The organism is Limosilactobacillus oris DSM 4864, assembly GCF_001434465.1.
Lineage (GTDB): Bacteria > Bacillota > Bacilli > Lactobacillales > Lactobacillaceae > Limosilactobacillus > Limosilactobacillus oris.
Genome location: NZ_AZGE01000013.1, coordinates 13,690 through 27,134 on the forward strand (window position 1 = coordinate 13,690; position 13,445 = coordinate 27,134).

12 protein-coding genes are annotated in these 13,445 nt (G+C 47.4%); 1 reads left to right on the forward strand and 11 read right to left on the reverse strand.

What is annotated here, in order from left to right; all coding sequences use genetic code 11:
- Positions 1 to 43: 43 nt before the first annotated feature.
- On the reverse strand, positions 44 to 2,488 hold the full coding sequence (locus FC49_RS05845; RefSeq protein WP_056984507.1) for an SEC10/PgrA surface exclusion domain-containing protein: 2,445 nt from the start codon (positions 2,486 to 2,488) through the stop codon (positions 44 to 46).
- A gap of 93 nt (positions 2,489 to 2,581) precedes the next feature.
- Complete coding sequence (locus FC49_RS05850) at positions 2,582 to 5,113, reverse strand: L,D-transpeptidase family protein (protein ID WP_056984508.1); 2,532 nt, start codon at positions 5,111 to 5,113, stop codon at positions 2,582 to 2,584.
- Positions 5,114 to 5,289: 176 nt separating this feature from the next.
- Between FC49_RS05850 and FC49_RS05855 the strand changes: the two genes are divergently transcribed.
- Positions 5,290 to 5,919 carry a sunset domain-containing protein gene (locus FC49_RS05855; protein ID WP_056984509.1) on the forward strand — a complete coding sequence of 210 codons (630 nt, stop codon included), beginning with the start codon at positions 5,290 to 5,292 and terminating at the stop codon, positions 5,917 to 5,919.
- Between the two features lie 57 nt (positions 5,920 to 5,976).
- On the opposite strand, the gene FC49_RS09920 is transcribed toward FC49_RS05855, so the two are convergent.
- The 9 genes from FC49_RS09920 to FC49_RS05895 all read right to left on the reverse strand — a co-directional run bounded on the left by FC49_RS09920 (position 5,977) and on the right by FC49_RS05895 (position 13,435).
- On the reverse strand, positions 5,977 to 6,117 hold the full coding sequence (locus FC49_RS09920) for a hypothetical protein (protein ID WP_156402470.1): 141 nt from the start codon (positions 6,115 to 6,117) through the stop codon (positions 5,977 to 5,979).
- 259 nt (positions 6,118 to 6,376) lie between these two features.
- Positions 6,377 to 7,432: a linear amide C-N hydrolase gene (locus FC49_RS05860; RefSeq protein WP_056984510.1), complete on the reverse strand. Its 1,056-nt coding sequence runs from the start codon at positions 7,430 to 7,432 to the stop codon at positions 6,377 to 6,379.
- 14 nt (positions 7,433 to 7,446) lie between these two features.
- A complete protein-coding gene (locus FC49_RS05865; protein WP_003712615.1) occupies positions 7,447 to 8,424 on the reverse strand; it encodes a DMT family transporter in 978 nt (325 codons plus the stop codon).
- A gap of 26 nt (positions 8,425 to 8,450) precedes the next feature.
- Positions 8,451 to 9,191, reverse strand: a complete 741-nt coding sequence (locus tag FC49_RS05870; protein ID WP_003712587.1) for a glutamine amidotransferase — start codon at positions 9,189 to 9,191, stop codon at positions 8,451 to 8,453.
- Between the two features lie 219 nt (positions 9,192 to 9,410).
- A complete protein-coding gene (locus FC49_RS05875) occupies positions 9,411 to 10,421 on the reverse strand; it encodes a LacI family DNA-binding transcriptional regulator (RefSeq protein ID WP_235804881.1) in 1,011 nt (336 codons plus the stop codon).
- Positions 10,422 to 10,462: 41 nt separating this feature from the next.
- The gene (locus FC49_RS05880) at positions 10,463 to 10,711 is read right to left on the reverse strand and encodes an alpha/beta hydrolase family protein (RefSeq protein ID WP_003715760.1); all 249 of its coding nucleotides are present in this window, start codon (positions 10,709 to 10,711) and stop codon (positions 10,463 to 10,465) included.
- A 36-nt stretch (positions 10,712 to 10,747) separates the two neighbouring features.
- Positions 10,748 to 10,972: a hypothetical protein gene (locus FC49_RS05885; RefSeq protein ID WP_056984512.1), complete on the reverse strand. Its 225-nt coding sequence runs from the start codon at positions 10,970 to 10,972 to the stop codon at positions 10,748 to 10,750.
- A 209-nt stretch (positions 10,973 to 11,181) separates the two neighbouring features.
- The gene (locus FC49_RS05890) at positions 11,182 to 12,063 is read right to left on the reverse strand and encodes a PfkB family carbohydrate kinase (protein WP_003712605.1); all 882 of its coding nucleotides are present in this window, start codon (positions 12,061 to 12,063) and stop codon (positions 11,182 to 11,184) included.
- Positions 12,056 to 13,435 (reverse strand): purine-cytosine permease family protein, encoded by a 1,380-nt coding sequence (locus tag FC49_RS05895; RefSeq protein ID WP_056984513.1) that lies wholly within the window; start codon positions 13,433 to 13,435, stop codon positions 12,056 to 12,058. The genes FC49_RS05890 and FC49_RS05895 overlap by 8 nt, the downstream gene beginning before the upstream one ends.
- Positions 13,436 to 13,445: the final 10 nt, after the last annotated feature.

A 13,445-nucleotide genomic window follows, 5' to 3' on the forward strand; every position in this document is an offset into this window, starting at 1 on the left:
AAAAGCCGCTCGGGAATTTTCTCGAGCGGCTTTTTGTGTTCCATTAAAGTTTCTCTTGAATGACACCAAGGTGGATCGGCACGTCTACGTAATTGACGTTCGCGTCGGCGGTTGGCGAGTACCGACTGATGAGCGTATAGTCATTGCCACGCGGCCATCCCACGGGTAAAACTAGCGTAGCCGTAAAGCCAGCGGTGGCCGCGTTTAAGTACTGCCGACCATATAACCGGGAAATATCCGGCCGGGAGATACCTACCGGCGAATCAGCAACCGTCTGCCGGGTCAGTTCCCGCCCCCGCGTGTTATCGAACAGGATCAGGGTGTGGTAGCCACGAGCCAAGTTAGTGACCCGCCAGCCAGCAACTGTCAACTTAGCTTGGTCATTAGCCTGCTGGAGGAGGTGCTGGTCCACGTACCCAGCTTCCTGACCGGACAACAGTTCCTGGGGTGCGAACCAGTAGTCGGTAAACTGGCTGCCATTCCCGTTGCCGTTCCCACTAGCACTGCTGGAATAACGGCTGACAACCAGGTAGCGATGCCCAGGAATCAGGTTGAGTTCCGCCAGGTTTAAGGTTAGCTCAAAGCCAGACTGCCCGGCGTTGGCAACTCCCGGGTAAGCTCGTTGAACATCCGGCCGGGCGGCAGCGGTAACCAGGTACGATTCTACCTGGCGGTTTGCCGTCGCGTCGAACAGGATAATAAAGTGGTGCTGTTCAAACCGGCTGACCCCGTTCGCGTGCCAACCAGCAATCCGCAACTGACCATTGCTGACTGTAAAGTTATCCAGGTAAGCCTGGTTGCTGTACTGGCCATCCGTCAGCGGAGTAAACCAGTAGTCGACAGCGTTGCCGTTGCCGGCGGGGTCATCTGTGTAGCGACTCAACACCTGGAGCCGCTGGTTAAAGTTAAGCGCGGCCAGGTCAAAGTTCACACTAAAGCCGGACCGCCCAGCGCCAGCGATGTGGCCGTAAACGTTAGCTACGTCCGGCCGGTTGGTGCCTGCCGACACCAGCCGCCGCCCCACTTCACGACCATTGTTCAAAATGATGATGTAGTGGTAAGCCTTTCCAGACGCCTGGTTGCTGGCGTGCCAACCGCTGAGCTGGAGCTGGTCACCCACCACCGTGGCACCATCCAGATTGGCATAGTTCCCCTGGTCTACCGAAAGCGGCGCAAACCAATAATCAACGTAATCGCTATTGCCATCCGCACTGCCGCTATACCGACTGATCAAGCGGATACTGGTCACCTTGGCAAGCTGATTTGCCAGGTCGAGTTTGGTTGAAAAGCCTGCCTTGGCCGCATCATAGACATTATGGGCCCGCTGAACATCGGGACGGTCAACACGGTTGGTGATCACCCGCCGAAGCTCGTGTCCGTTCTGGTCGAGTGCAATCAGGTAGTGGTAAGGGCGCCCCTGGGAGGCGTTGGTCGCGTGCCAGCCAGTCGCCACGAGCTGACCAGAACTGGTGATAAAGGAACCATCCAGCCAGGCATAGTTACCATTATCCGTCCGGTCCCAGTCAGGAGTGACTGTCCCCTGGTTGCTGAAATCATCACGCTTGTAATTGTTTCCGGTCGTCCAGATATAGTGCATATCAACATTTTCCAGCCGGAAAGTAAATGAGGTCCCGTTTGACCAGGTCCCTCTCCCCGTCGCGTAAGTCAGGGATGGGTACAGGGCCAGGGTCGTAATTGGCTGCTGGACCGTCAGGAAGTTCTGGGCGTGGCCAAAGAGGTCGCCAGCGTCGTTGAAGAACATCCCCATCAAGCCATAGTAAACACAGGCTTGCAAGTCATCCATCGTCTTGATGGTAAATAGCGGCACCGCGTTGACATTTACGAAATCAGTCCCAACCGCGCTGGCAAACGACCGTGCCGTCAGGTTGGGGATGTTATCCACGTAGACCTGATGGGCCGCAATGTTTTCCGATTGGCCGCGCAGAATCTCGTAATCATGCCAGTGACCATTGAGGAGGGACTCATCACGAAACTGGTATTCGAGGGCCATTGCCCGTACCTGGTTGATGGTTCCGGCATCCTGGGTAAATGGTTCCAGGCCAAATTCAGCTCGGGCCCGGTTGACGAGGTTAAGCCCGTACTGGTTAAGCTGGCTAACCTGGTCGGCAGTGAGGCTGTTTAGGTCAACCACCTGGGTGGCCGCGAGCCGGTCGGACTGGTAGTTATTATTGTAAATTCCCTGCTGGGCGGTCTGCTCGAAGGCATTGGCCGCCGCCTGGCTATTGACGTTGCGAACCGCGTCAAGGGTGTAGCCCGCCGGAAAGTTAATGGCTTGCGTGGCCTGAACCTGGGCCAGGTTATTGGAATAGAGGTTAAGACTGGTTGTTGCTGATTGGATAGCAGTCGGCTGGTTGGCTGCCGTGCTAACGGTAATATCGTCGGCCTGGGCGCCCCTAGTGGTCAGCGTCAGGCCGGTAAAGGTTGCAATTGCCGCTGTAGCAATTAGTTTAGCAACCGTGGTGTTCATTGAATACTCCTCCTCATGTGAATCTTTTAATATTTTACTATGAGTTCAAGTGAAAAAGAACCCCGCGCTAACGCAGAGTTCTTTGAATGATAATTAGTTGTCGATAACGACCCGGGTACCAGTTGGGACGTTGTGCATAATCCAGTAGGCATCGGGGATGGAAAGCCGGATACAGCCGTGGGAACCTTGGTTGATGCCCAGTTGTGAGGCTTCGTATGGCTTGTAGTTGCCCCAGCGGTCAGTTGGCACCGTGTGGAAGAGGTATTCCCCGTGGTTAAGGAAGGACGTCCAGTAGTTGGCCCCCTCACCTAAGGCACCATTATAGAAACTGTTCCCCCGCTCAGCCTGAATGTAGTAGGTTCCAAGCGGCGTGGTGCTGACCCCGTTTTGGTAGTAGCCAGCAGTACAGTACATTGTGTAAACCACGTCATTGTTGTTCATCAGGTAGACCCGGTTCTGGCCGATCCGGACATGGATCCAGAAGTTGTTGAGTTGGCTCAAGTTCGGGTAGGCAAAGTATTCCGACGGCTGACGGTAGTCAATCGGTGTCCGCATCGCGTTGATGGAAACTAATCCGGACCATTCGTCAACCGCGTTGCCGTTCCCGTATTTGTCGTCGGTAATCCGGTGGATGATCCGCACCATGTGGTGGTTGAGCTGGTTTGGAATGTTGAAACCGAGCTGGTAACCAGAATTGCCACTGTTGTAAATCGCTGGCTCTGCCTTGGCAACATCTCCCCGGGTGCGATTAGCATCTAGCACCTGCTGGCGCCAAAGCTCATGCCCAGTTTGACTATCGATGAAAATTAGCCATTGATACGGCTTATTAACTGACTGATTGCTGGCATGCCAACCAGCAACGTAAATACTTTGCGGACTAACTTGAATAGCATCGAAGTGACCGGCACTGGACAAGTAAACTGGACTGTACTGGTCATCGCAATTTCCATTTCCATGTTCATCATCAGAGAACCGTAAAATCAGTTGCATATTTCCTGTAATTTGGGTCGGGTTTAGTTTAACTAGCGCCGAAAAGCCACTATTAGCGCTGTTATAAACTCCGCCGTAAATTTTAGCGATATCTGGACGGCTGGTTAAATTAAGGGCTACCCGATTGACTTCCTTACCATCATTCATGACCAATAAATATGGATGGCTCTTGTTCAAAGATTGGTCGCTAATCATCCAGCCATTAACTTGCAACCCCTCCTTGGTCATCTTAATCCCTTCAATGTAAGAAGCACGTTGGTTGAGGGTAAATGGTGCAGACCAAAAGTCTGAATATTGCCCATTTCCACCATTGCCCTCGCTACTCGTCGAATAGCGGCTAACGATTACATAGCGATGACCAGGCTGCAAGTTCAAGCCCGTTAAATTAATTTGACCATTAAAACCTGATTGACCAGCACCGGGTACACCCGCCAAGAACCGGGTAATATCAGGACGATATATCTGTTCAGTATTAACCGAAGTAACTTGAGCATTACTCGTCAAATCAAAAAGAATACCGAAATGATTCGTTTCAAATGCTGCTAATGGACTTGCATGCCAACCACTGAAAGTTAAATGCTCCCCATCGCTCAGGTCGATACTATCAAGATGGCCCTGGTTATTCTGCTGACCAGTTGTAAGCGGCGTAAACCAATAATCGACATAGTCACTGTTACCATCATCCTGACTAGAATAACGACTAATAACTTGAAGCTGGTGATTAAAATTAATTTTTTCTATCGGAAGCTTAACAGTGAAGCCGGATTGGTTGCCATGGTAAATTCCTGGAAAAGCATGAACAATGTCCGGACGTGCTACTGGAACGTCAACCTTTACGCGGGTAACCTCTTTGTTAGTTGTTCGATCAAGCAGAATAATATAATGGTATTCCTTATCGGCAGCCAGATTAGTTGCATGCCAGCCACTCAACACCAGCTGATTATCAGCAACAATTGCCTTATCAAGATTAGCCAAATTTGCACGACTCACCATAATTGGTGCGAACCAATAATCGATGGAGTTCCCATTTCCAGCTGCATCGTCGGTGTACCGACTAATGATTTGAATTCGGTCAAGATTAGCCAACTGACTACTAAAATTAAAGACAGCACTAAAACCCGATTGACCTGCTCCCGCCACATGATAATTTTTAGCAATATCAGGGCGGCTTACTTCATGATCAGTAATGTTTTGGCGAGCGATTTCTACGTTATGCGTCGGATCAAAGGCAATGATGTAGTGGTACTGCCGGCCTTGTGATTCATTCGTCGCGTGCCAACCACTGACGTTCAGGCTACCATCTGAATTCAGCTTCGCCTGGTCTAGCCAGCCGTAGTTCCCATGGTCATTCGGGTTGATGTTAGTCTGGTCAGTAGTTGCCTGGCTAGTTACAGCAGTACCCCGGTTAGTATCCTGCTGAGGTGTAGTGGCAGAAGGTTGCTGATTGGTCTCCCGCCCATTTTGACTACTACCCGTAGTAGTTTGACCGACTTGCTGGACAGCTGGCGTGGTCGTTGCCGGCTCAGTGGCAGCCTGAGCTTGACCGGTACCGACTGCGATTCCCAACGTTGCGGCGAAAATCGTGGCCGTGACCCACAATTTTCCATGCTTATACAGTTTCTTATGTTCCTTCATGGATTCATAGTCCTCCCCTAATGATAATCACCCATATTATACAATGACCCGGGCCTTAATATGGCAACTTTCTACTATCTGCTGATTTATTCAGTTAACGAAGAATTTTAGCATTTTCATCACAATAATATTTCCGTATAATGAAAAAGTATTTTTATTTATTTGGGAGGAAGAGAATGAGAAATACAGTTATTGCTATTATTGGTTTGGTTATTTTCTTTGCATTTATCAAGTTCTTTTTAGTTGTGGGCGGAATCGTTGCCCTCTGTGCCAGCGGCTACTTTCTTTATCAAGCCGTGCGCGATAAGGATAACCGGCAAACACTGCTGAAGAAACGGTTGCTCCCGGCAGTGGTCACAATGGTCTTGTGCTTTGGTTTTACAGGGGCCCTTTCTGGTAATCAGCAAACTAGCCACCATGAAGCAGCAGGCAGCAGTGCTAAAACTACCCATAAGCACGCCGATAGTAGTTCCACTGATGATTCAAGTGACGATGATGAGGATAAGGATGACTTCGATTCAGAATCCAGTGAAGATAGCAGTGAGGATACCGGATCAACTGAAGATACTGCTAGCGAGCGCACCAGTAGCACCGACATCTCAACCACTACGGAGAATGGTAACGCAAACCTGCATAATAACGGCGATATGACGACCGACCAGGTGGGAACCATTGTCGGTAACAGCCGGACGATGGTTTATCACACACCGGGCCAGCATGGTTACCGAATGAACTCTGGCAATGCCGTGTACTTTAACTCAGAAGCGGAAGCGCAGGCCGCCGGATACCGGAAAGCACTCCGTTAAAGAAACAAACCAAGCTCGTTGCTGATATGCCAGTAGCGGGCTTGGTTTGTTTTCTGCTTAATTATATAGATTACTGAGGTCGTCAACTTGCGCTCTCAACTCGGGACTAAAGTCAACTAGGTCGGCTGGCGTAATGACCTGCTGGCCTAGTTGCTGGGCAAGAATCGTCAGCATTGACCGGCGGGATACTTCGCACACCACTCCTGGTGAGCGGCGGTCGGCCTTAATCCTTTTTTCAGTCGCCAAAAATTGGCTGATGCAAATTATCGCACTCCTTGTGAACGTTTTTAATTATTTTCGAAACAGTCAAAACATTGGACGTTCTTCCCCAACGCATCTTCACAGTCATAGTAATCCACTATAGGCCAACTTCGTCAAATCACCACAACACGCCCAAGCGAGATTTAAGGGGTAATAATCTCGCTTGGGCGTGTTTATTTTAGATTAAACAGTTGTCTTAAAGGGTGTTTTCACCTTCTTTCCAGCTATTCTTTGCGATAAATGGCACCGTCTTTTGTGGAGCAATAAACGAGAAGAAGCTAAGCTGATTACCCCAATCTGCGGTATCTCCCCAATCTAGTTCTCGTAAATTACGATTATCGTAGGTGAAGGCAAATAGCTTTTTGTGCCGAATATCATAGCCAGAAGTATACTGCGTCCAGGCATAAATTGTTTTCTTATCACCGCCTATTCTTAGCGAGCCCTTCGGCGTGTTAACCGTTGTGATCAATTGAAAAATTTGGTTAAGCGCTTCGTTATCACTTACCGTCGGAGAAAGTAATTTAGCAAACGCTGCCCGTAGAAAACGTGATTCTGGTTTATAATCCGCTGGAATGCCAACCATGCCGCTAGTCGCCTCATCCATTGCAATTGGCGCAATTTCTTCATCCATCTTGTAATCATAGCTACGCCCAGTTGTGCGTTCTAACCATAGTTTGACATTATTAATCTGCCAATCAAAAGTCGGCGCATTCGTGAACACGCCCAGTCTATTCTCGTAAATCTTAAATCCATTGGGGACAGAAGGCTCCACAACGATTGAACGACCAGTTTCGTCAACAAAGACACAGTGCTGAGGTACCGACATCCCCATCATTGGTCCAGCTTCATTCGTAACCCCCACGTCCTGATTTAGCTTTTCTTTAATCTCATCTAAACTGCCGTAATGAGTTAAAATCCAACTACAAATTTCTTCGCCCCGGATCGGCGTCTTGCCACTATCCTTAACTTCTTTCGTAGATACATAGCGGTAGAAATGATCAAAATAAAATGAACCGCCACAAATACCACTTTCATTAATTCCATCCAATAAGACGGGGGACTTATGCAAGTCCTTCGCCCAGACAATTCCCATCACCGCTTGCTGAGTAACAAAAGGCGAAGACATTGATGAGAAATTGTAACCCTTGGGAATCTTAACTCCTGAATATTCAAAATGCTGTTCAAAATCCTGGGTTCGTCCCCAATAGGGATTCCCCTGCTTGCTAATTAATTCTATTCCGGTACAAGCCATCTGCAGCCGCCTCCTTAATTATTCGTGGATTCCGCTTCTTTTTGCGAAGGGATCATTGCAATTCCGGCACCAATCAGGGCTACTAACGCTCCCAATACAGTTACCATATACACATGAGCACCAAGTTGGGGAATCAGCAAATCCATCAAGACTGAACCAATCAGCTGACCAGCAGTCGAAGCCAAGCCCAGTAGAAGCAGTCCCAGTCCACGCACAAGCAATGCCATCAAGGCAATCGACAAAAGTCCCAGGGGTCCGCCCAAGTACATCCACCAAACGTGGGGAAGCTCGAAACTGACTTGGCCCATCCCAATTCTGACCAGCAAAATAACCGTCAGAATAGAAAAGCCAACGATGAAATTCCAAGTAATCGACACTAGCATTGAACCAGTTTCCTTGGCAATTGCGGAATTACCCGCCGGTTGCCAACCAGCAAGGATTCCCGCTAAGAACGGTAAAACGGCAAGACCGATTACTTTCGGAGCTGACCAGTTTGGCGAAACAACCAGGATCGTCGCAGCAATCGCACATACCGCGCCCAGGATCCGAGCAAAATTAAACGGCTGTTTTACCTCCACCCCAATTCCAAAACGGTCACAAAGTAATCCGGAAATCACCAGTCCGGAAATTAACGTCGTTTGAAAGGTGGCAACACCAAGAACTGAAGCGGATGCCCCTTCAGAAAAGACTACCATTGCTCCGCAAATTCCAGCAATCCAGTTCCACCATGGAAGATCATGAGCACGCATTTTTCGCGGAATAGAGGCAAACTGCGCCCTAGTCGAATGCCGGGCGAGGATGATAACCGTCATCACGACTAAGCCCGAGCCAAACGAAATGACTGCTGCCGCATTTCCATCGCCATGCAAAGTGTTACCGAGCTGACCATTTACAGCCGATTGTAACGGTGAGAGCATTCCGGCAAAAATAGTTGCTAGTACAAGTAAGGGAACCACAACGTCCTTCTTCACCCTATTGTTTGAGGAATTCATTTTCAAACCTTCTTCCCATTTCAGATCTAGTTATTAGAAAGCCAGTTAATACAACGGGAGTAAAACTCCCCGTAATTATTCCAATCCATAAATTTATTTGACGCCCAGTGAGGACCGATGTCGCTCATATAGGCCAATGACCTGCCCTTTCCAAAACTTGCGGTAATTAACAACGGATTATCATCCACGGTAAGTAAAACTTCACTTCCCTCCTTAGGGGTGGCTAATTGATAGCCAAGAATTGGCGGGAACTTGCCCAGCTTTTCAGTAATTGGGCTAGCCTTAGCGGTCTGTGGAAGTAGCCCTTGTGGAACCTCCCGCCGATCATCATACGGAAGAATATTGACCGGCAGGACATCTTCTACCGCGGTCCCGTGATAGTGCGCTTTCCCCTCAAAGCCGGCAAATGATAGGTAGCCACCTGCCATCATCAGGGCCCCACCATTTAAGACCCAGCTTTTTAATAGTTCAAGTCGGTTAACGGCTGCTTCTCCCTTATTAAAAACCTTATCGGGAAGCAAAATAGAATTAGCACCTATATCCGAGAGAATAACTACATCATATTCATCCAATTCCTTGTCAGACCACGGAAATAGTTCAGGAACATCATGGGCAAATAAGTGCGTCACTGAATGGCCATGTGCTTCTAGTTCTTTAACGAGGTGCGCACACCCATTTTCAAGTTTGGTGCTGGTAAAGGAGTCATAACCCTTATATTCAATCGTCGAAGAAATCCATGATTCGCCTGCAATCAAAACGTTTGCCATCTAAAGCCCTCCTTCAAGCTAAAATTGAAGTAAGTAAATGATTCTTGAAGTGATAAAGCGCTTTATCAAATTGCTAAAAAAAATCTTTTAATCCGAATGTATTTAAAATCGACCAATTTTGATATTAAGTGACATTCAAATTAAAAGAATCATTAGCAAACTTCGTCTTAAATATAACACATAATCGCGAAATGTAAACGCTTTTATTGAACAAAAGAATTATTTTTTGATCATTCGCACGGACTGACGCCTGATTAACTCGGGAGTTACGATTAATTTCTGGTGCGTAATTTTTTTATTAACAATCATTTTTAAGAGAGCTCCGACACTCTCACTAACCATTTTGGAAATTTGCTGGTCAACTGTTGTCAATGGATACTGAGTAATTACGTCGTAAGGATCATTATCAAAACCAATCATTGAGAACCGGTTAAAGGCGTTTACCTGATGTTCATTAGCCCACTTGATAATTCCGAAGAGCATCATATCACTAGAACTCAAGACAGCGGTGACTTCATTATTATTAATAATAGAGCTGGCTGCCTGGTACCCACTTTCAATCGAATAGTCGCCTTCATAAAGGAAGTCGGGATGAAACGTCAAGCCATTCTTTTCTAGCGTCTGACGATAACCTTGGTAACGCTCCGGTGCGTTAACATATTGAGCTTTCCCTTGGATAAAAGCAATATTACGGTGACCATGATCAATCAGCTCCTGGGTGGCTAGAGCGGCCCCCTGAAAGTTATCAAAATTGACTGAGCAAACCCTTAATTCATCCGCAGTTGCGTTAACTAGCACGAACGGCTTCCCGGTCTCATCAATCTGCTTTTGCAGCTTCTCCATGTCTTGGTAGAAAAATTCGTTGGACGGCACTAGCAGGATACCATCAACTCCTCGCGATACCATGTTATGAAGAATATGTCTTTCCTTTTCTGCCGAATTATTGCTATCAGCAAATAAGGTAGAGTAGCCATGCTGCGCTAATTGTTCATTGATTTCCCGTGTCATCTGGGCAAAAAAGGGGTTGGTAATGTCGGGAACAATTAAGCCAATGTTATAGCTAACGTGCCGGCTTAACGAAACCGCCGCAGAATTAGGCTGATAGTGAGTTTCTGCCGCAATCTGCTTAATCCGCTTCCTGGTCTTGTCACTGACGCGGACCGGGCGGTCATTGAGCACTAAAGAAACCGTGCTCAATGACACACCCGCGGCCTGCGCAATATCTTTCATTGTATATTTCATCGAAATTCAGTCCAATACTAGTTACTGGTTTAATTATACCAGTAATTGTTTGAGCAGATACTCCCTAAGGCAACGTAAGAGTGTTCATTTTCCGCCAAGAATTTCTCAATAATCTTAAAGACATGCAACTGTAGGAACTTTGTGTTCAAATACTCAGCCCCCTTGAGGATATACAGATCGGCCGGGACGTGCTTCTCAGCTAATTCATCGTAAAGGCGCTCACTGTCCCGCACTGGCGCTACCTTATCCTCGCTGCCGAAGAAGATCAGAAACAGCACGGTATTCTGGTCGATGTATGTCAGCGGGTTCGCCGCCTAATCCAAATCTGATGCCACTTCGAGTTCAACCCCGAGCAGTCTGAGATAAACGAAGTCAAAGTCATCTGTTGCCCTACCCTGCTTGGCGCTCAGCGGATCCACGACACCATAAAACGGAAACTCGACCTGGGTAATTCTTGAAACGTCGAGGCTATCAAACTCTTTGCGGCCATTCGTCACCCCCAGCCAGATGCCCACCGGCAGGCTAACATTATTATCCATCCACCACCGGCAAATCAAAAAGCCACTGGGTAGCGTTTATCCATCCGTTTGGAAGTGGCGGATTACGGTCAGTCTCAGATCTGCCTACCCAGCCTGGCACTTGCGCGTAAGTAATAATTGTGGACACATAGCAAAAACATCCCCCACAATTGAATGAGGGATGTAAATTTCCAAACTCTATTTCACGGCTGCCTTTGATTGGATAACTACTATAAACTACCGCCTTCCTGTTGAATCACCTTTGCGGACAATCGATTTCCGAGCTTTACGGCTTCATCGATCACCATCCCTTCTTGTAAACCAGCGAGCACACCACCGCAGTGAGTATCCCCCGCGCCAATCGTGTTAACAACTTCAACCTTTTTGCCAGGAATTAGCCGTCCACCGTTTGCGTCATATAGATACGTTCCTCGCGCTCCGAGGGTAACAATGACAGGCGTCTTGGTCTTCTGGTAAATATCAGCCGCCTGCTCAGCAAGAGTTCTTTTTCCACTCAGATAGCTAATTTCGTCTTCGTTTGCGTTAACAATTGTATCCGCTTTCAAAAATTCGGTTAAAATTGCTGACTCGATATGACTAATCCGGGGTGAAGCGTCAAACATAACCAGTGCCCCCGGCTTTCGCTTACTTAAACATTTCAATATTACTCGTGCTGCTTCTGGGTCTTCCATTTCGTACCCGCTGATGTAGAAATAGTCATAATCAGTTAAGTTAATCCCTGAAAACCAGCGCTCATCCCAGTGCTGTTCAATTCCCGGAACGGTAATAAAGGTCCGCTCTCCCGAAGGCTCAACCAGGCACAGATCCCAGCCATTATCAAACGAATTTTCATGCAAAATAACCGGAATCCCTTTTTCCTTCAACGTTTGTCGGACAATCTCCGCATACTGGCCATCACCAACGGGAACCAGCAAGTCGGTACTGCCCTTTCCTAAGTAATGGCTAATTGCCCCATAGACATTGAAGGCACAGCCACCAACGTTATTGGACTTGAACTTAGCGGTAGCGTCACCGCCAGATTCTGGCATCTGTGCAATATCCATAATGACATCAACAAACGCTGCTCCTAGGATAAGACTTTTACTAGCCATGCTGCTCATCCCCTGTTCTCTTATCCTTCTTTACAAACAGGGAAAGCACAAACATCACAATAATTGCAGCAATTCCCGAAACAAAGACTGCTAAACTACTGTTATTTTCAAAGATCCCGTGCGCAAATGGTCCCCTGTAGACAGCATTTGATGTAAAGAGGAAGCCAAAAACAGTAGCAACGACCCAGGAAATAATCCCTGGCCAGTTATAGCGAACTGGCGAACCCTCCTTCATTAAAAAGACGTCATAACCTTGGCGACGATAAATCACGTTATCAACAAGGAAAATAGCTACCCAGGAGGCTAAACAGATCCCCAGGAAGTTCAAAAAGAGCTCAAAGTTGGTTAAAAAGTCACCGGAGATAAATAAAACATAAATGGAAATGACAACAATAATTAACGCATGAATTATCAGGGAAGTTTTCTGGGTAACTTCAATTCCAATCGTTGCTAAGTTGATTCGCGCAGACCTGAAAGATACTAGACATTGTGGAATAATTCCACCTGCCGCAACCAGGAAGTACAGGAAGCCAAACCAACTCGGAATCGCATTATACATCACTTGATAGGGGTCACTAGACGTCGCTAAACTAGGTGAAATCGTACTCAGGAGAACTCCACCGGCCATTAAAATGAACAGCGGTGTTGCGGCCCCCATCGTTGTATTCCAAAATGTTGCAGATAACTTGGTGTCAGGCCGGACATAAGCTCCCCAGTCGGCCGCTGCCATTGACCAGGAAATACTCGACCCTGCTGCAACAAAGGCAACTGCTGGTAGCCACCCCGTAAGCCAGCTCCCTGCTTTCATCGAGAAGGCTTCACCCCAGTTGGCATTTATTAAGAACATAATGAGCATTACCAAGGTTAAGACACCAAAAATCCAGCTCAGCCAAGTTTGAATTTTAGCAAGAGTGTCCTCCTTAAATATCCCCGATAAGATAACCAAGCCGGCGAAAATCACTAGGCAAATAAACTTCGTAAACCCAGTTTGAGGGACTTTGATGGTCTTCAACATTGCTGAAAATAACAACGTCCCGGTAATAACATTGACGGCCAACCAGCCGACCATGTTGAGCCAGGCCATAAAGTTTGGAATCTTATTCCCATAAGTCCCAAACGCCGCACGACTCATCTTGAAGGTAGTTACCCCCTCACGCCGGCCAATCATCGCTACCCAACCGGGAATTGCAAAAGTCAACGCCCCAATTAACGCTGCCGTAATGGATTGCCAAAATGACAAACGATAGCTGACAATAATTGCACCATAAACAAACCCCATTATCCCGATATTAGCTGCAAACCAATTGTAAAACAATTTCCCCGGACTTAATGTCTTATCTTCTTCTGGAACTTTAACAAAGTCATTATTCATGAGAAATCAC

Coding starts and splice junctions, on each gene's coding strand:
- FC49_RS05845 (WP_056984507.1), bottom strand. CDS start 2,488: ATGAACACCACGGTTGCTAAACTAATTGCTACAGCGGCAATTGCAACC.
- FC49_RS05850 (WP_056984508.1), bottom strand. CDS start 5,113: ATGAAGGAACATAAGAAACTGTATAAGCATGGAAAATTGTGGGTCACG.
- FC49_RS05855 (WP_056984509.1), top strand. CDS start 5,290: ATGAGAAATACAGTTATTGCTATTATTGGTTTGGTTATTTTCTTTGCA.
- FC49_RS05860 (WP_056984510.1), bottom strand. CDS start 7,432: ATGGCTTGTACCGGAATAGAATTAATTAGCAAGCAGGGGAATCCCTAT.
- FC49_RS05865 (WP_003712615.1), bottom strand. CDS start 8,424: ATGAATTCCTCAAACAATAGGGTGAAGAAGGACGTTGTGGTTCCCTTA.
- FC49_RS05870 (WP_003712587.1), bottom strand. CDS start 9,191: ATGGCAAACGTTTTGATTGCAGGCGAATCATGGATTTCTTCGACGATT.
- FC49_RS05875 (WP_235804881.1), bottom strand. CDS start 10,421: ATGAAAGATATTGCGCAGGCCGCGGGTGTGTCATTGAGCACGGTTTCT.
- FC49_RS05885 (WP_056984512.1), bottom strand. CDS start 10,972: ATGGATAATAATGTTAGCCTGCCGGTGGGCATCTGGCTGGGGGTGACG.
- FC49_RS05890 (WP_003712605.1), bottom strand. CDS start 12,063: ATGGCTAGTAAAAGTCTTATCCTAGGAGCAGCGTTTGTTGATGTCATT.
- FC49_RS05895 (WP_056984513.1), bottom strand. CDS start 13,435: ATGAATAATGACTTTGTTAAAGTTCCAGAAGAAGATAAGACATTAAGT.